The following is a 20,338-nucleotide window of genomic DNA, read 5'->3' as shown; positions in this document are numbered from 1 at the left end:
GCCGGGTGCTCGGCGAAGATGCGGGAAGATTTCTTCGCCCCTATCGACTCCGAGACGGCGGACTTCTCCTGCTGCTCGAGATCCGAACGGGGACGATCCCGACCTTGCTCCAACACCCTGGCTAGCGGACTTCCTCGAGACGCTCGCCCAGATCAAGAGAGTTGGAAGACTTCATGCCCCTCGAAAACAGCGTCACAGTCGTGGGTCACCGGTTCGCTACGAAGCCAGGTGTTCCAGCCAAGTCGAGGACCGATGTCCTGAGTCTCCTCCAGGAGGCAGTCGGGAACTTCGTTGCCGCGAAGAATGAGTCGAACATCGAAATCAAGATCCTGGCCGACGTAGAGCCGCACCAGTTGGGCGAGCAGAAAGATGGCCTTGCGCTCCGCCACAGGGGCGCGGTCCGGGAGAAATTCGACGAACTGGGTATAACTGAGGGGACCGAGATGAATACAAATCTTACTTTGCACATCCCAGACTCGGTCACCCAGCACGGCGCCGGCACCCAGCAGATTGTGCGTGGCGTCGGCTCCGATCTGAGTCCGATCGTCAGGCTCGAGGAGCAGCCATTGCCCGACATGCTGAGAGACGCGTGCGGTGAGTGCGAAGTAATCTCCGACGAGCGCCTCAAGACCGATGGCGTTCCGCGGTCGGTGGGCGAGAATTCCCGCGTAGTAGATCAAGGAGAGGTCATCGACGCGGGCCAAGGCCGCTTCCGTTTTCGTCCCTTCGATCGTTGCCACCGTGGAGACGACAAGGCGGCTGCGAACCGAGGGCGTCCCGAGACCGACCAGGCTGAACAAGGATTGGCTAAAGGTGTCGAAGTCGCCACTCCCCCAGTCGCGGCGTTCGTACGTCACCGGAAATCGGTATTTCTCCCAGGCGCGATGGAACAAGGAGAGAAGCCGGTGGGTAAACAGATCGAGCCACTCGCGCAGAGCCGCTCGCTCGGGCTCTTTTGAGGACTCGAGCCGGAGCAGCAACTCGGTGTAATGCCTGGGCAGAACTCCGGTCGGCCCGGTCAGACCAAAGAAGGCCTGGGTCAGTACGGGAACACGCGACCCCGGACCGGGAAGCGCGAGGTCGACGATCGCGCTCGGAGGAAAACTCAGCGAGACGTGGGCTCGAAACCGGACCGACTCGGACTCGGGTGGTCCCCAGAGTCCGACCGGCACCCTCGACGAGTTGAGCCGGTTGAGCAGGCGCACGGTCTGAAAAAAGTCGAACCCGTAAGGCGCTTCGAAAAGCTGTTGCGCGAGGTTTTTTGGCAATAGATCGCTCATGCTTTCATCCAAATACTAGACGATCACATGATAGCCCGCCCGTGCGGGCCAGGTCTTGAATGGTCGCCCGTCCTGCTTCGTCGTGGCGACGAGCCGGGTGAACGAGTTGATCGAACAATAGAGACCGAGGAATCGCTCGAGCACGGACGCGAAGAGATAGACGCCGGTGCCGACGTATTTCTCCTCATCAAATTCGATCGTGATTTCCGTGCCCCGGCAAATTCCCACCTCGTCCTGGTCACTCGAGCGAGCGACCGCGCGACGGCTGCGGAGGGAGGTCAGGCCTTCGATCAGTTGCCGATTGATCGAGGCTGTGGGTCCGCTCTCTTCAGGGTCGGAGAAGTCGTAGAGCCGGAGGATTTCTTGGAGCGCGGCGAGCCCCTCTTCCGAGTCGGCCAGCGAGAGGTAGTTCAAGTTGAGGTGTGAGATCAGCCGCCAGTGGGCGCCTCGCCGAAGCGGCGGCCGGATCGGCCGGGTGGGTGACCGCAGGCAGCGGACGCCCGTGATCGGCGCGGCCGTGACGAGCCAGAGGGCCAACCGGTCGCCCAGGTGTTCCAGCCGCGTCGGCAAGTCACGGTTCGTACACGTGGTCCACACAACCAGCGTCGAATCGGCAGGTAAATTCGGGTTGAACCCAAGATCGACCAGGTTGAGGTAGATCTCGGTTCCCACGTCATCTTCACGGAGCGAAGGCTCGCGACTTGCATACCAAAAGGCTTGATTGTCGCGGCGTTCAGGCGCGTGGCGAAACGAGTAGAAAGGTTGATAGTCGGTGGTCGTCCGAGCGACCGGGTCGGTGCTCCGGACAGCGTTGACCGAATGGACTTCCAGGCCAAGCGGATGGGCCACGTCGGGGACGACGCGGTACTGGAACTGCGCCTGCGTCAGGGCGATTGGCTCGGCCGTCTGTTCAAATAAGTTAACGATCGGCGTGCAGCCCAGGCGGAACGTGTCGAGATTGACTCCTTGTTCCAGCGTCGGCGACGTCCGGTCCAGGTACAGAATCACCTCGATCTTGTCGGGATAAGATGCCGTGGACAACGCCGCCAGACCGGTCAGGTCGAAAAAGTAGAACTTGCTCGGGAAGGCAAAGAACTCGGTCAGCAGGCGGTAGCCGAGGAACGACTGGTTGGGGTAGGGCAGCATCCCCTCATCGCGGTCGAACCCAACCTGCCCCAGGCATTCGTCGGGGGAGAGCGTCAGTGGTGGCCATCGCGGATCAGGCGTGGCCGGGCGAATGACGACCCGAATCGTGTGGTTGAAGATGGCTTCGTAGAGCGCGGCGGTGGTCGGGCCATCACCATCCAGGTAGAACCGGAGCCGGTCGAGTGATAAGTCGGCGAACCGTAAACCGGCCAGGCAATCGAGCCGGAGTCGCAGAGCGGCCGCGGCCTTGGGCGGGGTCTCTAGACCGGCAGGAAAGGGTGGTGGAGAGAGCCGAGCTTCGGTCAAGCGAACCGGCCAGAGCGTCACGGGGTAGGCCGTGCGGAACTTGCACGGGATCTCCCCCACGGGCTGAGTGACGAGTTGGTTCCCTTTGTCGATCGTGAATCCACCGGGCAAGCGCGCGCGACTGGCATCGAGCTCAAACTGAACGATCGCCATCGAAGGGATCGGCGCAAGGTAGTGGGGATAGAGCGTGTTGAGTAACGCGTCGGTCAGTTCCGGAAACTCATCATCGAGTTTCTGATGCACGCGACCCGCCAGCAGGGCGAACGACTCGATCATCCGCTCGACATGCGGATCAGCGCTTCGATTCGGCTCCAGCAAAAGGCGCCCCGCGGCGGCCGGATACTGCTGGGCGAAATCCTGCGCCAGCCGGCGAATGAATCGCAATTCCCGTTCGTAATACGCATAGAGCGTCTTGCTCATCGTGGAATCATCCCTCGCTTGGCGTAATCAGGGCCCGGCCGGTCGTCAGCTCCAGCACGGTCTCAAACCCGAGCTCAGGGTATGGCTCAACGCGTAACCGCCCTTCGATATGAAAGCGGATCTCCCGGCCGAGTGGATCCTTGTCCGCCAGTATGACCTGGACGTCACGCAGCCGAGGCTCGAACCGCTCGATCAGTTCGGCGATGACTGGCCCCATCTCGCCGTCCCGTTCCAGGGCCATGGTGGAGAGGATCACTACATCAGGAATCCCGAACGTGAACACCGAATGGGTCAACTCCTCGTAGCATTTGGGCAGATCGCCTTGGGACTGCCTTGTGTTGAGGAGGGCCTCGAGGTCGCGACGAACCGCCTCGATCATCTGGTCGACGTTCGCGCCATCCCATCGGGTCGGTACGTTCGAGTGCGACCCTTGAGGTATCAGTCGGTCAAGAATCGACGGGACGAGGCCGCGATGGGGATCGACTGGGGACAAGAACGACCTCCCATTCATTCCAAGCATACACTGATTTCGAGACGAAAAGGGCCGCTCCCTGGTTGACCGCTCAGAGCACGATCATCCCTCGGGCTGGGTCACCGGCCCCGGCTCGCCCTCGGTCTCAGTTTCAGTCTCGACGATCAGCTCGCGCCATTCCAAGATCCCGATCGGGTCGTCGCCCATGAGAAAGGTGCGCAGGCCGTAACCAAGAGTGGGCGCTTCCTCATCGCCGCGCCAATCGGTCTTCCGACCGAGCTGAACGAGCTCGTCAGAATCGGTATGAGTGGAAGGATAGAGCGCCGAGACGAATACATCTCCGGACGCGGCGGCAAGCTCGAGCCGTGCGGGGATCCAGAGCAAGTCACGGGGGAAGCGGGGTGCTCCCATCGTCAAGCGCTCGACCTGCTCGAGCGGGACCCAGAAATAGCTGCCGCGGGCCATGACCTCGATCACAGTGCCGAACAGGTCATCGACATCGCGGAGGAGTTCGAAGGGCTGTCCGTTGAGGGAGCCTCGGAACGAAGGGACGTCGGCGTTCGCCTTTGCCAGCAGAACGGCGGCGGCAGCCGAGTCGCCGGCCTGGAGCCGAGCAACCGCCTCGAGCCGGAGGAGGACATGGGCCGGGGGGTCGGTCAGAAACTTCGGTGGTGGCGAACCTGCCTCAAACAGTTCGCGCCGGCGAGTTTCGGCGTCCAGTAGGCCCTGGTATGTGAGGACGGCCGCCTGCAACTCGGGCTGATCGAAATGTAAGGCGTCGACCTGCTTCCGCGCACGGCCGAGATCCCCCTCAAAGGCGAGGAGTTCGAATAGGAAGAGGCGTTTTGCGGTCTCGGCGGGATGAGCCTTGACCTCGAGGGTCTGGGCCTCGATCGCCTCGCGAAGTCGACCCGCTTTGAACAGTTCATCGGCGCTCATGAGCATTGGCCTTGGCGCTGGAGGACGGAACCCTCGGCCTTCCGTGGGCGATCGGATCGCCCAGCCGGAAGGCACACGAGAGTCTTCATCACGGTCATCGATCAGACGTTCTTATTCGTTGTCACGTCCCAGCCCTTCACGTTCGGCGTCCCCTTGCTCCCCCCCGTTTCCTGAGGGGTGTAGGTGATTTTCACCTGAGAGAACGAGAAGGTCACGATCTCGGACGGCCGGTCGTCGGTCGCGGTCGCCCCTTGGGCCTGGACCGTATCGATATAGACTTCCTTGAAATCATATTGCAAATACACGTTCTGACCGCCGCCGGCCTTTCGCATCACGACCGTCGCGGTGTCGAAATGGCTCCCCTGACAGCAGGCGAGAAAGAGGTCGGGCGAAGAGTTATCGGCCTTTTTCTCGACCTGGAAAGAGGAGAGTTGAACCTTTCCCGCACCGCTACCCGGTGTCGCCGAACCGATGTCGCTCGGATTGCTCGCCCCGAACGAGAACGAGTTGAGGGCGATCCACTTGCTATAAGTGGAATCGGTCGACTCACCGGTCGGCGCGTTGCTCCCTTTGAATTGGAGATAGCAATCGAAGGCCATGCTGAAAAACTCCCGAAGCTAGAGGATCGAGACGGTCCGCATGTGACCACACTCATCACGCGGATTCCACGGCCAAATCTATCGGAACCCCAAACCTGGCGTTGATACGCTCGAAAATCGCCCCGGGATCGAAAATCCCTTCGCGAGGCCAATGGAGCGGAATCGGTCGGCGAACTGAGGACCGACCGGTGTCGGCCCTCTTCCGCTCCTCCGACCGCATCAGCTCTCAGGCTGTATCAGCCTTTCTTGGGAACCTCGGCGACCAGGCGGAGCGAGGCGGTCAGGGTTTCGAGCTGATAGTGGGGGCGAAGGTAGGCGATCGCCTCGAACCAACCCGGCTTGCCCTTGACCTCACGGACCTCGATATGCGCCTCGGAGAGCGGCCGTTTCGCCTTGGTCTCGTCGCCCGCCCCTTGCGGGTTGACGACATAGTTGTTGATCCAGTCGTTGAGCCACTTCGAGGCGTCGGACAACTCCATGAACGAGCCGATCTTGTCGCGTGCCATGACCTTGAGGTAGTGGGCGAATCGCGACGTGCAGAGCAGCAGGTTGAATTTTGCCGACAGCTCAGCGTTGGCATTGGCCGCCGGGTCAAAGTACGTCTTGGGCTTCTGAGTCGACTGCGCTCCCATGAACACGGCGAAGTCGCGTCCCTTATCGTGGAGCAGGGGGAGGAAGCCAAGGTTCGAGAGCTCGAACTCGCGGCGGTCGGAGATGGCAATCTCGGTCGGGCACTTCATGGCGACATCGCCATCGTCGGTCGGGAAGGTATGGACCGGTAGCCCTTCGACCTTGCCCCCCCCTTCGACGCCCCGGGTCCGCGCGAACCAGCCGTACTTGGCGAACGAGTCGGTCACTCGGGCCGCGTACGCCCAGGCGGCGTTCATCCAGAGATATTTGCTGTGATCCTTGCCGTCGACGAACTCCTCGAAATTGAATTCATCGACCTTCGTGAACTGGTCGCCGTAGGGGAGCCGCGACAGGACGTGCGGCAAGGTCAAGGCCACGTAGCGCGAGTCATCGGACTCGCGAAAGCTCTTCCAGGACGCGTATTCCACCCCATCAAAGATCTTCGCGAGGTCGCGAGGAGTCGCCAGTTCCGTGAATTGCTCCATGTTGAACAGGCTGGGGGCGGCGGCGGCGACGAACGGAGCATGTGCAGCGGCGGCCACATTCGAGACCATGCGTAACAAGCCGACATCTTCCGGGCCACGGCCGAACTCGTAGTCGCCCACCAGCATGCCGTAGGGTTCGCCGCCCAGCTGGCCGTATTCCTCTTCATAGATCTTCTTGAAGAGTGCGCTCTGGTCGAACTCGACGGCCTTTTCCAGGTCCTTGAACAAATCTCGCTTGGAGACATTCAAGACACGGATCTTGAGACTCTCGCCGGTCTCAGACTGGTGGACCAGGTAGTGAAGTCCCCGCCAGGTGGCCTCGAGCCGCTGGAACTCGGGAGTATGGAGGACTTCGTTCAATTGGGACGAAAGCTTCTGATCGATCGCGCCGATCCAACTCTTGATGTTGGTTTCAACATCCTTGGAGACGACCTGACCCGGCTCGACGACATGGTCGAGGAACTGGCGAAAGTAGTCTTTCGCACGGTCCGCCTCGACTCCGCTCTGGGGCCGGGTGGCCGCGATCACCTGATCCAGCAGACTCGGTCCGGCTTCGGCCGCGGTCTCGGTCGTCGCGGCGGCAGGCTGCACTTGCTCCTCGGCGCTGCTCATTTCGTTGGCTCCGTTTCAGTGGCAGGCTCGGCTGAGGCCGGCAGCTCGCCGCCCATCTGCTTGGCCAATTCTTTGGCGGCGTCGGTATTGCTTAACACTTCCATGAGCAACTGCTCAAGCTTGTCGTTGCCTTCCATCTTGCTGAGAAGCTGGGTGAGCTGATTGCGCATCTCGAGCATCTTCCGCATCGGCTCCACCTGCTCGACGACCCGAGCCGGCTCGAAGTCCTCAAAGCTCTTGAAATTGAGCTCGACGGCGATTTTGTTGCCCGAGTCGCTCAACCGGTCGGGAACCCGAAGCGCCAGCCGGGGTGCCGCCTTGGCCAGGACATTATCGAAATTGTCCCGGTCGATCGCGACGACCTTTCGCTCCTTGAGCGGTTTGGGTGCATCCTTGGGCTGTCCGGACAGGTCGGCGAGCACGCCGACGATGAACGGCAGCTCGATCTTTTGCATCGCACCGCCGGTTTCCACGTCGTAGGTAATCTGGACGCGTGGACGGCGCACCCGATCCAGTTTGTGCTGTAGGCTTTCGCTTGACATCGTCATCCTCAGTTAGAGACCACCGGTCGCGCCCCGGACGCATCGAACGAGCGGCAATTACCCAGCATCGCCGATGGATTTGTGGTTTGGCGAATCGGCCGAATCAGCCCTTAACCCACGGAATAGCATGGCAACGGTCCAACGATTCCAGGAGCGGAATCAGATTGTGAGAGTGGCTACCGACGCTGCACCCCGAAATCGAGACCCAACGCCTTGGTTCCTACCCCCGCCACTGGACGACAATGACCATCCCCCTACCCAAAAGACTGCGAATCGAGGACCAGACTTTTAAGGATAGCACCCAGATTTGAATGTTGTTGGCTCCCAACCAGATCGGCAAATGCCTGATCCACTAGACTGTAAGAGATAAGTTTCGCCCCGTAAACACGCCTCGAAACAAAATGGAGGAACCTCCATGGCCTTTCGTGAAGACCCAATTATTCCGATTAAAACAATTTCGTCACCTTGCCTTGCTTCTAAAGATCACTAAACATGATCGGAGCTTGCCAATACGCCCGCAATTTCTCTATGATCACCGACGATATCATTCGACTCACTGCCCGATCCCATTTCCAAACGGGGCAATTCGGCCCGCGACCTTTTCCTGGAATGCGGTGCGCTTTGGGTAAGCTCACGACCCGGCCGTGGAAAACCTTCAGACCGAAACCGTAGGGCCAACCCCGAGCTCTGGACTCAGCCCTCCCGATGAGTTGACGGGCGTCACTCGGCCCCTGAGAATGGCACGGTCGACTCACGACCTCGGGGCCGCTCCCTGGCCGCGTGATGATTCGCAGACGTAACAGACAATGATTCACAAACAATACTGTTTCTTGTCAGGGCTGCCCCGGAGCGGCTCGACGCTCCTGGCGAACATCCTGGCGCAGAATCCGCGATTCCACGCCTCGGCAACGAGCGGCATTCTGGACGTCATCTTCGGCGTGCGGAACCACTGGGACCAACTCGCTCAGTTCCAGGCCATGATCGACCGCGACGCGTGTGAGGCGGCGAAGCGCCGGGTCCTCCGAGGAATCCTCGACTCTTATTACGCCGACGATCCACGCCCATTGGTCTTCGACAAGTCACGGAGCTGGCTCGCCCACCTCGAGTTGGCCGAAGCCATCCTGGGGACAAGGGCACGGGTCCTGGTGCCGGTCCGCGACGTCCGGGAGATCCTGGCCAGCTTCGAGCGGCTCTGGCGAACGGCGTCGGCGACGCGACAGGTCCCTCAAGAATCCCAGTTTTACGTCGAGTTCCAGAGCATCGAAGGCCGCTGCGCGGTCTGGGCGCGGGGCGATCAGCCGTTGGGCTTGGCCTGCAACCGGATCCGCGACGCTCTGCTCCGCGGTTTTCGGGACCGCCTTCTTTTCGTACCGTACGAGTCATTGACGGCCAGTCCCGAAACGACAATGGCTCAAATCTACGAGTTCCTTGGTGAAGAGCCGTTCACTCACGACTTCGAGAACGTGTTGCAGGTGACCCATGAGGACGACCGGGTCTACGGCTTCGCCGACCTTCATCGCATCCGCGCCAGGGTCGAACCAACAGCCCCCCAGTGGCCGAGGGTCCTCGGCGAAGCCGCGACCCTCTATGCCAACGTCCGATTCTGGTGACGGCGTTGGGACGTTCCACCGTTGCCTCAACCGCGCAGAGCCGCTTGCGAGCACTGACCATTTCTGGCACAGTTCAGCCTGAATGAGCGGTGCGATGCTTCTCGTCGGCGGTACTCGTTCCACCACCCGGGGCCGTTCGCATCCAGTCCAACCGAACGGCCGGTCGAGTAAGGAAACGTCGATGTCCCGACCCACCCAGCCCGACGTGCTGAAAGTGCAGACTCCGCTTGGCTCGGATGCGCTTTTGCTGGAAAAGTTTCGGGGACACGAGCGGCTCTCCGCCCCCTTCCAATTCGAGCTCGACTTGCTCGCGGAAGACGAGACCGACATCGCGTTCAAGAAGGTGCTCGGTCAGTCGGTCACGGTCTCGCTCCAGCGTCCCAACGGCGCGACCCGTTACTTCAACGGAATCATCAGCCGGTTCAGTGAGGGCGAAATCGTCCCGGGTCCCAAAGGGGAACCGACGTTCGTCCGATACCAGGCCGTCATGGTCCCCAAACTCTGGCTCCTGTCACGGAACGTGCAGTCGCGAAACTTCCAGCAAATGACCGTGCCCGACATCTTGATGAAGGTCCTGTCAGGGCTGGACGTGGCGAATCGAATTCAAGGACAGTTCGCGCCACGTGACTACTGCGCACAATATGGGGAATCCGACCTTGCCTTCGCCTCCCGCCTGATGGAGGACGAAGGGATCTTCTACTACTTCGAGCACTCCTCCAGTGGTCACCAAATGATCCTGGCGAACACGCCCCAGGCTCATCCCGAAGTGGACTCGCCGTCACGGGTGGTCTACGAGCGGATCGTCGGAGGAACCAGGAAGGACGAGCGGGTCACGGCCTGGACCAAGTCACAGGAAATTCGCTCGGGCAAGTCCACCTTATGGGATTTCTGCTTCGAGATGCCCGACAAACCGCTGAAGTCGACGCGGCAGACCGCTGCCTCGGCCACGGCGGGCGCGGTGGAACACTCCCTGCAAGTCGGCAACAACGACCAGTTGGAAATCTACGAGTATCCCGGTGGGTTTGCAGGACGATTCGATGGGATCGGCGCGGGGGGCAACGAACAACAGGCCGACCTGTCGAAAATCTTCGATGACGGGACGCGAACCGTCGGGATCCGCATGCAGGAGGAAGCGGCAGCGGGCCTTCGGATCGAGGGGCAGGGGGGATGCCGCCAGTTCTCCGCCGGGGCGAAGTTCACGCTCCAGGGCCATCGAAACGGTGATGGCCCCTACGTATTGACCGAGGTCAAGCACGAGGCGAGTCTCGAGGGCTCCTACACCACCGGTTCCCCGGCGAGCTTGTTATATCACAATACCTTTCAGTGCATCCCGTTCGACTTGCCCTTCCGGCCGGCACGGACGACCCCGAAGCCTCGGGTCGAAGGACCGCAGACGGCCGTCGTCGTCGGCCCGTCAGGTGATGATCCGATCTTCTGTGACAAGTACGGCCGGGTGAAAGTCCAGTTCCGTTGGGACCGCCAAGGGCAGTTCAACGCCGACAGCTCGTGCTGGATCCGGGTCGCCCAGCCGTGGGCAGGCTCGAATTGGGGGGCGATCACACTCCCCCGGATCGGCCAGGAGGTGGTGGTCGGGTTCCTTGAGGGGGACCCTGACGAGCCGATGATCCTCGGCAGCGTCTATAACGCAGTTCAAATGCCGCCGTTCCCGCTGCCCGATCAGAAGACGCAGTCCGGCTTCAAGACCCGGACCGTCGGGTCCGGGGCCTCGCAGCCGAACTTCTCGGGCATCCGGTTCGAGGACACCCAGGGCGGCGAATTCGTCCACATCCACTCGGAGCGGGACATGTCCCACAGCACCGAGGGGAGTATGTACGTAAACGTCGCCAGCCAGAAGCACGAGCACGTCGGATCGTTTCACTCACGGCAGGTGGGGAGCGTGATACCGGGGGTCAACCACGCGGCCTGGCCGAGCTCGGGATCAAGTGGCGCGGGGGGGGGCGGGCAGGAGATGGATACCGACTGGCAGCCGACCATCGGTACGACACCCGCGATGAATCTCGACCTGACCGTCGGCTGGCACCGGAACAGCACGCTCGGCCTCTACTCCTGGAACCTGGTGGGCCAGATTTCCTCGACCAAGATCAACCCGCTCGCGCTGCTCTCCATTGCTCCATCCACGGTCGTCGCGGAGGGTCTGACGAGCGGCCTCGGCTCGTTGGTTCAAGGCTTCAGCACCGCGGCGCAGGCCGCCAACATTGATGTGATCCTGGGCGGCAACGTTGCGATCCAGTACGGACCCAAGTTCGAGGTTCGGAGAGGAACGGCCCCCTTCTGTGTCACCCCGAGCAACTCAACCGCTTCGGGCATCATCGCCGCGGTCTTCGCAAGTCTCTACTCGGCCTTCAACATCGGCGAAATCTTCTTGGCCGCCGCCGCGCCCAGCATGAGTTCTGACCAACAGTGGGGAGAACTCGCCGGCGTCTGGGTGGTCAATGATTTGATCCTCGGCGCCTGGATTTATGCCGAGGCGTTAGCGAACAGCGTAACGCGGGAGTTCGCAACCGTGGCCGAGTTGAAACAGCTCACGACCCAGGTCACGTCACTGGATACTGGAACGACTTATCTAGCAAACAGACTGCGGCTCAGCCAGTCGATCACCAATGAACAGTTTCGCGAATTCAGGGCTCGCGTCAGAGCCACGGGCGACGAGGGAGCGGCCGTTGATATCTCGGGCTGTCACGTCGAGACCGCCGATGTCCTCTACAGCTTGAACGCGCCTAGCATCTGTCTGGTCAGTGCCCTGGAGCCAACCAACGACGGGCCGTCGCTGATCACGATCCAGGCCCTCGGAAATGAGGAAATCGACGGCATTGTTCTCGTCTGCGGCTCGGGCATGAGCGTCGTTCAAGGGGGGGCGATGGCCTGGCTGAGAGTCGAGACCGAGGCGGAAATCGGCTCGGTCACGGCCGATTGCGGGGCGGACGGGACTCTCACTCTCCAGTCTGGCATCACGCAAGAGCCCAACTGCATCGAGATGGCACCCGAAGGAATTACCGCCTCTTCGGCTCTGATGATCACCGTCGAAAGTGAAGAGTCTTCGGTGAAGGTCGACCCCGTGGGAGTAACGACCTCAGCGGCCGAGAGCACGATCTCGGTCACGGCCGAGGCGATCACGCTCACTGTGGCCGAGAGTGTGCTCGCGATCACGGCCGAGGGGATTACGATTTCCTGCGGCGCCTCCGCCATCGAGATCACGGCCGAAGGCATCGTGATCAGCGGGCCGATGGTGGATGTCACGGGCGACACCGAGGTCGGCATCACGGGGGCGGCGATCACGATTACCTGAGGCTCAGTCCATTCACCGAAGTCGTCCAGCGGGGCGTTAAGTCATCGAACCGCGATTCAAACCAATTGAGCCCCGAGGAGTCTTGCGGGTGGGACGCGAGCGAATGGAACCAGAGAATGGAGTCGATCGATCGGGCCCAGAACCGGACCCGGAACCGACGGAGCAGGCCAAACCCAGGCCCATTGCGGGGGGGGCTCCGCCGACAACGGTCCCCGAGCGGACCGCGGAGGAAATCTGCAAGAATGTCCGCATGGGCATGAGAGCGAGGAAGCTGCTGACCGCCGGAATGAAGCCCGGGCAGTTTCTGACCATTTTGGTCGAGAATCGCTTGTACGCCGACGCAATCCGTTATATGGCCCATGCGTTGCTGAACCGCGAGGCGGTCTGGTGGGCCTGTCTCTGCGCCCGGGCGGTGGAAGCCGACGCGTTGGAGGCAATGCCGGTCGAGCATCGGCAGGCGTTAGGAGCGGCGGTCCGCTGGGTCCTCGAACCGACCGAGGCCAATCGACAGGCCGCGGGCCGTTCGGTCGAGCCGGCCGGCACTCGTACCCCTGCCGGTGCCGTGGCGCGAGCAGCGGCATTTGCCCTGGGCCAAGTCGAGCCACCGAGCACCGGAAATACTCCCCCCAACCCGACCCTCGCCGCGAGGATGGCCGCGGCCAGCGTCCTCCTTGCAGCGAAGTCGTCCGACCGGCTCCGTCGGTCGATCACTCTCGGGCTCGACGTTGCCTATGGCCACAACCGCTGGGATTGATCGCCGCTTATGATGCCGCCACCGATGCCCCCCATTCCTTACCGAAAACAGGAGACCCGATGGACCTGCGGCGCCGCGTCCCTTCGCATGGTCTATGCGTCGTTCGGCCTGGAACTCTCGGAAGCGGAACTGTGGGCGATCTTGAAGCCGAACCGGATCGATCGCTCGGGCGTGCATTCGTCACGACTCGCCTGGGAGGCACAGCAGCGCGGGTACGCAGCCATCGCGGTGCAGGCGCGACTCCCCTGGGAACTGCTCTCGACCTGCTCCCGGCTTGGAATTCGCGTGGTCTTTCATCAACCGCTGTCCCGAGGGTCCCAACAGCGCCACTTCTCGATCCTGGCCCACGCCGACGAGGACGGGATCGTCCTGCACGACCCCCAATTCGGACCCTCGCTGACCTTTCGGAAAACCGAGTGGCTCGAACTCTGGGGCGCGGCCTACGGCAACCACCAGGCGGTTCCCAATGAGTTAGTTGCGATCACCAACTCCCCTTCGGGAGCGTCTGCCTGCTCCGATTGCGGGGAATCGATCCCCGAGACCTGGCCCTGTCGAGTCTGTCGGGAAGTGGTCCGGCTACACCCGACCACCGTGCTCGGATGTGTCTCGCCCGATTGTCCCGCGCGACTCTGGGAGCAGGTTGCCTGTCCCGGTTGCGGCCACCCGCTCAGCCGACTCGACGGATCCGGCTCCGATGACGATCCCTCATTCGCCCTGGAGAGATTCCCCATGTCAAACGGCGACCCGTTCCACACGTTGAACGCGGCGATGTCGGACTATCAGCGGAAGGTTGCGAAGTTGCAGAATGTCTCTTCCGAAGCCTCGGTTCGAGACGTCCTCGGAAAACTCCAGGAGAGTATGAAGCTCGCAACCGACAAACTCGGCGACTCGTTGGAACGATTCCAGGAGCAAAGCCAGGAGCGCAGTAAGCGAATCGAAGAGCAGCACGCGAAGGCCGCGAAACGGCTCGAGGAGGCCACCAAGGCAAAGGATGAAGCCCTTGCCATACTCGCGGCCAAGAAGGCGGCCAAGGCAGCGCGGCCTCAGCCCCGCCAGGAAGCTGAGGATCCCCACCTCGGCGCGAAGCTGCGTGACAAACTCCTCGAGGAGTTCGGCACACGCGTGGATCAGCTCCCGTCGGGACCTTCCAATACCCAGGGATCACTGATCAATTTCGACCCCGGGGCCTGACAACCTGCTCCGGGAACCTTACCTTTATGGGAAGTGAATTCTCTGGGAAGAGTCATGAACATGGAATCCAACGACGAACCACTCCAATCCGAGCTGGAGCCTGCGGCGTTCGAGCGCCCGCTGCCGTCGGGGCGGACGCTCGTCGTCCGTGTCGGCGCGGAAGGTGAGGAACTGGAGGTCCGGGACCGAGGCGGGGCCCTCGAGCTGAGTATCAGCCTGACCGAGGCAGGGCCGATGGTTCGGATCCGGGCGGCCCGAATCGCACTCGAGTCACCCGAGACGATCTCCCTGCAATGCCGGCGGTTCGAGGTTGATGCCACCGAGGCGGTTCAGTTGCAGAGCGGCGGCGAGGTTAGGATCGGGGCTCGCGAAATGCGGGTGCGGACCGAGGCGGATGTCCACCTCGACGGTGCCATGATCCGCCTGAACTGCGACCCACCCCCGGGTCTTCCCAAGGACGTCAGCGGCCCTGCGCTCGAACCCAGCCCGGAGGTTTGACGGGAGCCGAGAGCGGCTTCAGGGCACGAGCACGGTGGGCGCGCCCGTGCCAACCGCCGTGGTGACGGGAATGCCAGTCTCGGGATTGGCACCGACCACACTGCTGGTGACTCGGGTCGCCGGACGGCCCATGAAAAGCACGGTCGGGCTCCCCACAACCACCGTGCCGACACAGACCGAGCCGGCAACGGCGTCGCCCATGCATGAGGCAGGCATCCCCGCAATCTCAACCAAGGGCGCCCCGGGGCCGATGATCACGTCCCCCGTCACCGTCAGATCCGTCAATCTCGACGCCGGAAACGGCATATTCGACCTCGCGCATTCAGTCCCGTGGCGTCGTTTGCCTCCCCACGCTTTTATGTCAAGTATACTAGAGATTGGGAGCCAAAAATGCGAGGGATCTTCGGGGATGGATAAAGAGGAGGCCGTGTGAGTATGTCAAGCCAGCGATCCGCCTCCTCGGGCGATGACTGGCGGCGCACGGGTGCGTCGAGCGAACGCCGCGCATCCGGTCCGAAGTGGCGCCGTCAACTCGAGGCTCGGTCGCCGAGGCGGGTGCGGCGGACACGGGCCCTGAAGGTCGCGGGCGCCAGCCTGGCGCTCGGCATCCTGGGCGGGCTCTTGATCTGGGTCAGCACCTGGCTCTGGCCCCCCAAGCCGGCCTCGCTCGTCCTCGTCGGTGCCGGTTATGAGCAGAACCTGGCGATTCCGCACAATGCCTACGGCCGCAAAAGTCTGCAAATGCTGGCCGATCAGGCGGTCCCCGCAAACGCCCCCTCAGCCTGGGGCTCGGGCCGCCTACGGCTCGAACACGGCCCCTTGACGCTCACCGGAGACACGAGGTGGGACAGTGGCCTGACGCAATTCGAGGGCAGGACACTCGTCCTGTTTCTTGCCCTCCACGGCGGCAGCGACCAGGACGGGGCTTATCTCCTGACCGACGACGCCGACGCCCGGCCGATCGCGCGGAACCGGCTTCGACTGACCGCGGTCCTCGATCGCCTCGCTCAGCTCCCCTCCGCGATGAATAAGGTCCTGATCCTCGACGCCACCCAGATCCAGAGCGATTGGACGCTCGGGATGATTCACAATGACTTCGCCCGGAAACTGGCAGCGCTCGAGCCTCGCGTCCTGGCAATCCCACGGCTGGTCGTCTTGAGTGCCAGCGATGTCGACCAGCGGTCCTGGTCGTGCGACTCGCTCGGGCAAACGATCTTCGCCGCCACACTCATCGAAGGCCTTCAGGGAGCCGCGGCGAACAAAGACAGCCGGATTGACGCGGAAGCCCTTTTTCTCCACGTCACACGCCAGGTCGAGCGTTGGGTCGGGATCAACCTCCAGGAGCGGCAGACGCCCGTCCTGATCCCCGCCGGAGAAACGGGAAAGAAGCGAGCCCGCGCCATCGAACTCTGCGGAGCCGCCGGGTTGAGCGCCCCGCGGGCCCAATCTCGAGATCACGAGCTCGAATCCGATAAAGGGCTCACGGCCTGGCGTGACTTTCAACGACTGCGCGAGGTGATTCCGAGCCCAACCATCCATCTCCCCCACAAGTGGCGGCTCTACAAGGAGACCCTGATTCGCCACGACGAGCTGCTCCGAGCCGGGGCAGTCGTCGAAGCCGGCGAGCTGGCCCTGGATCTCAACCAGCTCGTGCTCGAGTTGGGCCGGCCGCTCACCCTCGATCTGAGTTCAATCCAGGGCACGCTCACCATGGGCGTGATCGAGGGACAGGAGGGTGCCGGGGCCGAGTCACTGCGCCATCCCTTCGAAAAGCTCTGGGAAGCGTCGTCGGGCAATGAGGTCAAGCTCTGGCAGCAACTTCAGGCGACTGCGGGCCGCACTTTGAATGATCTGCGTTGGGGCCTCCTCGACCTCTTGATCCAGCGAGTGGCGGACGACCCGGCGCACCTGCTCGATCGGGGTGTCCGGCTGGCCAGGGTCCTTGTCGATCCGACAAGTCCGCCCCCCGTCGAGGTTCAGGAATTGATCATGATGGCGCGCGACATTCCGCGCGAGAACCTCGCAAACCCTGGGCTTTCCGAGCGGGTTTCCCAGGCGATCCGAGTCCGTCGCCTGGCGGAACAATCAGCCCTCCTCCCCGCCGACCCCACCGACCGCGGACGGCACCCGTACGTCAGTCACGTCCTCCCCTGGGTCCGCACCCGGGTCGACGAGGCCGACGAGTTACGTCGGCAAGGGCTCGACCTCTTGTTCGCCTCGGATCCCTCAGAATGGGATCGCTGTGGTGACTTGCTCCAACGGGCCGAGCGGATTTACCAGGACGTGCAAGACGACGCGGGGCAGGTGCGCGATGCCTACGGGATTCGCGACGAAGTGCTCGAGGCGCTTCCTGACTACTCACTCTGGCTGGGTCGGATCCGCCCTTACGGCCAGCGTGTCCGGAACGTCCGGCTCGACGAACTGGAGGCAAGCGTCACAACGCTCTGGGATTCAACCCATGCCCTGGTCGCCACCCTGGAGAAAGGCGATCCCCGATCGATCCGTCACCCTCTCGATGGCGACTCCCCGTCGACCGACCTCGTGAGCTTGACCGCCTCGGTCCGAGGGTTATTCCAGAAAGTCGGGGCCGACTTCGACAGCTACGTCAGGGCCATCGAAGAAAGCGACCTGGGAATCCTTTGGCCGGAGATCCGGATTGCGATCAGCGTTCCGTTCGACGATCTCCGGATGCGCCAGCGACTGATGGCCAGCCTCGCGCGGATCGAACGAAGATTCCTGGTGAAGGACAACAACGGCAAGTTCGACTCGGCTCCCGCCATCACCGAGGCGAGCAATCGGTCACGAGTGATCCAACGGGGACAGATCCAGGGCCTGATGGCGCTGGGAGTGCTGGGCCAGAACCAGTTTGACTCCACCGGTAGTACGAGCGCGGAGCAATACGGTCGAGTCCGTGGTCAGCTTGCGCGGCTGCAGGACGATCCCAGTTGGAGCGAGACCCTTCGCGGCATCGGCACCCAAATCGGCGAGTGCTCGTTACAGATGCCGGTTGCGATCGATCGAGCGATGGCCGAAGGTTTAAGCGCGGCCGATCCGCGCGATCGAACGGTGATCGAGGTCGCCGATCGGCTCTGGCGGCAACTGGACGGTGCCTTACCGATCCTTTCGACGGCTAACCCGAGCAAGACGTACCGCTCGATCCTGCTCCGCGACATCCTCTTGTGGCAGGCAGGTCGAACCCTCGCCGACCACTGGTATTCCGAAGACCCCGCGCTCGAGCCCTACTTTCGCACCGCGGGCTTGCGATTCGTGGACGACGCACGGCAACTCGACCCCAGACCCTTGGCGTTGCGGACCTCGGCCAAAGCCGCCCAGACTGCCCTCGAACGCCCCGGCCAGTTCGGGTTCCAGGGCCCCGCGCGGCTGGTTCTGACGAGCGAGAAGCGGATCGAGGTTGAGTATCGTCTCCAACCCGACCCGAGCTTACCCGCCTCGTCGGGCTACCCGGTTGTCTGGTTCGACCCGGGTCGTGAATTGCAGTCGCTCGTTCCGGAAGCGGGTCGGCGGATCGCCCAGGCGATCGGCCCCAAACCCGAAGCGCCGATCCTCTGTACTTTCGCCAGTGCGCGGTTGAACGAGTCGGAAGCATCCCCCCCGCCGACACCTCGAGTCGAGCATTCGACGTGCGGAGCATACGGCCTCTTCCGCGGTCAACGCTTCAGTTTGGAGACGGCGATCGATCTGCACCTCGTGCCCGAGCAGGTCGTGGGCCGACACCCGGTACCGGTCGGCGCGAGCCTGTCGGTCCGTGCCCAGGATGCGGTCCTCGAACGTCTTGGGACCAGCAGCGGCGCCATTGCAATTGTGCTCGACTGCTCGGGCAGTATGGGCCCCGCGGCCGGCCAGGCGTGGGGTCCGTCGACCAAATACAGGGAAGCAACCCAGGCGCTCCGCCAGGTGCTCCAGGGCCTGACAAAAGGGACAGTCGTCAGTGTCTGGGTCTTCGGCCAGGCGGTCGGCTTCGAGAAGACCGTGAAGGACGCCGAGCGGACGATCACCCGGATCCAGGATCCCATGACCTGGGATCCCGGTGACCCTGGCCAACTCAAGCAATTGATGGATCGGGTCGAGTACCCGGCGCTGGAGCCCTGGAATGAATCTCCCATCGTCCGCACCATGCTCCGCGCTCGCGATGATCTTCGCAACGTACCCGGTTTCAAGACGCTGCTCGTCCTGACTGATGGGATGGATAATCGTTACGAGGAAGACACGTTTGCAAACCCGCACAAGACGCCGATCCCTGTGGCGATTCGCGCCTTGTTCAAAGACTCGGGCATCGAGGTCAATATCGTCGGCTACAAGGTGGTCAGCCCGGAGGCCGAACGGGCCCGAGCCCAGTTTCGGGTGATCGAGGAACTGCCGATCCCCGGCAAATTCTACGAGGTGAACGACGCAGCGCATCTGGCCGGTGTGCTCGGCAAGGCGATGGGGCGTCGGCTGCGGTACTGGGTCGAGGAAGAGGATAATGTGCTGGTTCCGGGCACGCCCAGCGAGGGCCTGACGACGTCACGCGTCGGGGCGAACGACCGCTGGTTTGCCCCCGCGCTCGCGCCCGGCGGATTCAAGCTGGTCATCGACCCTCTCCGCCGCCAGACGCGGAACATCGCCCTGAACAACGGCGACCTCCTGATCGTCCAGTTGGACCCCGCCCGGGTCGGAGTCGACTTCCGCAGGATCGAGTTCTCTCGTGAGGACTTCTCCTGGAAGCCCGCGACGGAGAAGAACGGTTGGCGATTGGCCGTCCTCCAGAATCAGCTCCTGGGAACATCAAGTCTGCAAATGCTCTGCACGCTGGAGAAGGCGTTCAGCCGGTTCGAAACCAGCCTATCGGTCGTCCGACCGCGCGAAGTCTGGTATGAGTTGGAGCCGTTGGGGAACGGGGAGGTCCCGTTCTCCATGCGATGGAGTAATCGATCCGGCTACCCGGCGGCAGCCTGGACCCTGGATGTCTCCCGATGGCCATCCAGCCCGGGGACTCCCTCTCCGGCGCGTCCGATACTTCGATGCTGGTGGAACCCCGATCAGGACACCCCAGCCTCGGCGGGCCTGGATCGCGGGCCGGACTTCGACCTCGACACGGGACGGGCGGCCAATCCTGTCCCGGTCGAAGGGGATCATGTGACCGTGGAATCAGTGCGCGTCGAGGATCATCGGGTCGAGATCAGTCACGGTGCCTGGGAGATCAAGTCGTGCCTGGTGGTCCGATTGGGACATTCGCCGGGGAAACCGATTGCGGTGCGACCGGTTGGCCTGGTTCCCGCCGGTTCCGAGCAACGATTCTACACGAGCGCAGCCAAGACCACGGCCTTGTTCTGGCCCGTGACCCGAGACGAGGCCGGTGCGATGTTGACCGGCTTGAAACTCTTCTCAGTGAATACGTTCAAAGCACAGGCCGAGCGCCGGGGGTTCTCCACCGAGATCAGGGACTTGCCAATCCCGAGACCGGATGACGTCCCTCCCCAGGAAGTGCCGATCCAGGAGGTTGGGGTGTCGGTCATGCCCTTTGAATAAGTCAATTCACAAACGTCA

Annotated in this window: 14 protein-coding genes; 6 read left to right on the top strand and 8 right to left on the bottom strand. The window is 62.6% G+C overall.

Translation table 11 applies throughout. From position 1 onward, the window contains the following. Window positions 1-152: 152 nt before the first annotated feature. The 7 genes from tssG to tssB form a co-directional block, all read right to left on the bottom strand. The gene (tssG, locus tag V5E97_RS32370) at window positions 153-1,280 is read right to left on the bottom strand and encodes a type VI secretion system baseplate subunit TssG (protein ID WP_406695670.1); all 1,128 of its coding nucleotides are present in this window, start codon (window positions 1,278-1,280) and stop codon (window positions 153-155) included. A 15-nt stretch (window positions 1,281-1,295) separates the two neighbouring features. Beyond that, window positions 1,296-3,152, bottom strand: coding sequence for a type VI secretion system baseplate subunit TssF (tssF, locus tag V5E97_RS32365; protein ID WP_406695669.1), 1,857 nt, complete (start codon window positions 3,150-3,152; stop codon window positions 1,296-1,298). A 7-nt stretch (window positions 3,153-3,159) separates the two neighbouring features. After that, entirely contained in the window at window positions 3,160-3,645 is a 486-nt protein-coding gene (gene tssE / locus V5E97_RS32360) for a type VI secretion system baseplate subunit TssE (protein ID WP_406695668.1), read from the bottom strand. An 81-nt stretch (window positions 3,646-3,726) separates the two neighbouring features. Next, entirely contained in the window at window positions 3,727-4,563 is an 837-nt protein-coding gene (locus V5E97_RS32355) for a type VI secretion system accessory protein TagJ (RefSeq protein WP_406695667.1), read from the bottom strand. Window positions 4,564-4,664: 101 nt separating this feature from the next. Continuing rightward, a complete protein-coding gene (locus V5E97_RS32350) occupies window positions 4,665-5,162 on the bottom strand; it encodes an Hcp family type VI secretion system effector (RefSeq protein ID WP_074313760.1) in 498 nt (165 codons plus the stop codon). 236 nt (window positions 5,163-5,398) lie between these two features. Next, window positions 5,399-6,889, bottom strand: coding sequence for a type VI secretion system contractile sheath large subunit (gene tssC / locus V5E97_RS32345; RefSeq protein WP_406695666.1), 1,491 nt, complete (start codon window positions 6,887-6,889; stop codon window positions 5,399-5,401). Beyond that, the gene (gene tssB, locus V5E97_RS32340) at window positions 6,886-7,431 is read right to left on the bottom strand and encodes a type VI secretion system contractile sheath small subunit (RefSeq protein ID WP_406695665.1); all 546 of its coding nucleotides are present in this window, start codon (window positions 7,429-7,431) and stop codon (window positions 6,886-6,888) included. The genes tssC and tssB overlap by 4 nt, the downstream gene beginning before the upstream one ends. Window positions 7,432-8,237: 806 nt before the next feature. Between tssB and V5E97_RS32335 the strand changes: the two genes are divergently transcribed. The 5 genes from V5E97_RS32335 (at window position 8,238) to V5E97_RS32315 (ending at window position 14,791) form a co-directional block, all read left to right on the top strand. Continuing rightward, the gene (locus V5E97_RS32335; protein ID WP_406695664.1) at window positions 8,238-9,041 is read left to right on the top strand and encodes a sulfotransferase family protein; all 804 of its coding nucleotides are present in this window, start codon (window positions 8,238-8,240) and stop codon (window positions 9,039-9,041) included. A 181-nt stretch (window positions 9,042-9,222) separates the two neighbouring features. Further along, window positions 9,223-12,348, top strand: a complete 3,126-nt coding sequence (locus tag V5E97_RS32330; protein WP_406695663.1) for a type VI secretion system Vgr family protein — start codon at window positions 9,223-9,225, stop codon at window positions 12,346-12,348. A gap of 88 nt (window positions 12,349-12,436) precedes the next feature. Further along, window positions 12,437-13,102 (top strand): DUF6931 family protein, encoded by a 666-nt coding sequence (locus V5E97_RS32325; RefSeq protein WP_406695662.1) that lies wholly within the window; start codon window positions 12,437-12,439, stop codon window positions 13,100-13,102. 24 nt (window positions 13,103-13,126) lie between these two features. Beyond that, a complete protein-coding gene (locus tag V5E97_RS32320) occupies window positions 13,127-14,293 on the top strand; it encodes a cysteine peptidase family C39 domain-containing protein (RefSeq protein ID WP_406695661.1) in 1,167 nt (388 codons plus the stop codon). A 60-nt stretch (window positions 14,294-14,353) separates the two neighbouring features. Continuing rightward, entirely contained in the window at window positions 14,354-14,791 is a 438-nt protein-coding gene (locus tag V5E97_RS32315; RefSeq protein ID WP_406695660.1) for a hypothetical protein, read from the top strand. 18 nt (window positions 14,792-14,809) lie between these two features. Here the strand turns inward: V5E97_RS32315 and V5E97_RS32310 are convergent, their stop codons facing one another. Beyond that, on the bottom strand, window positions 14,810-15,097 hold the full coding sequence (locus V5E97_RS32310) for a PAAR domain-containing protein (RefSeq protein ID WP_406695659.1): 288 nt from the start codon (window positions 15,095-15,097) through the stop codon (window positions 14,810-14,812). Window positions 15,098-15,226: 129 nt separating this feature from the next. Between V5E97_RS32310 and V5E97_RS32305 the strand changes: the two genes are divergently transcribed. Continuing rightward, complete coding sequence (locus tag V5E97_RS32305) at window positions 15,227-20,320, top strand: hypothetical protein (protein WP_406695658.1); 5,094 nt, start codon at window positions 15,227-15,229, stop codon at window positions 20,318-20,320. Window positions 20,321-20,338 lie beyond the last annotated feature (18 nt).

Origin of the sequence: Singulisphaera photorubra (assembly GCF_045290345.1) — a bacterium.
Taxonomy (GTDB): domain Bacteria; phylum Planctomycetota; class Planctomycetia; order Isosphaerales; family Isosphaeraceae; genus Singulisphaera.
This window is presented reverse-complemented; position numbering and strand designations above follow the sequence as displayed.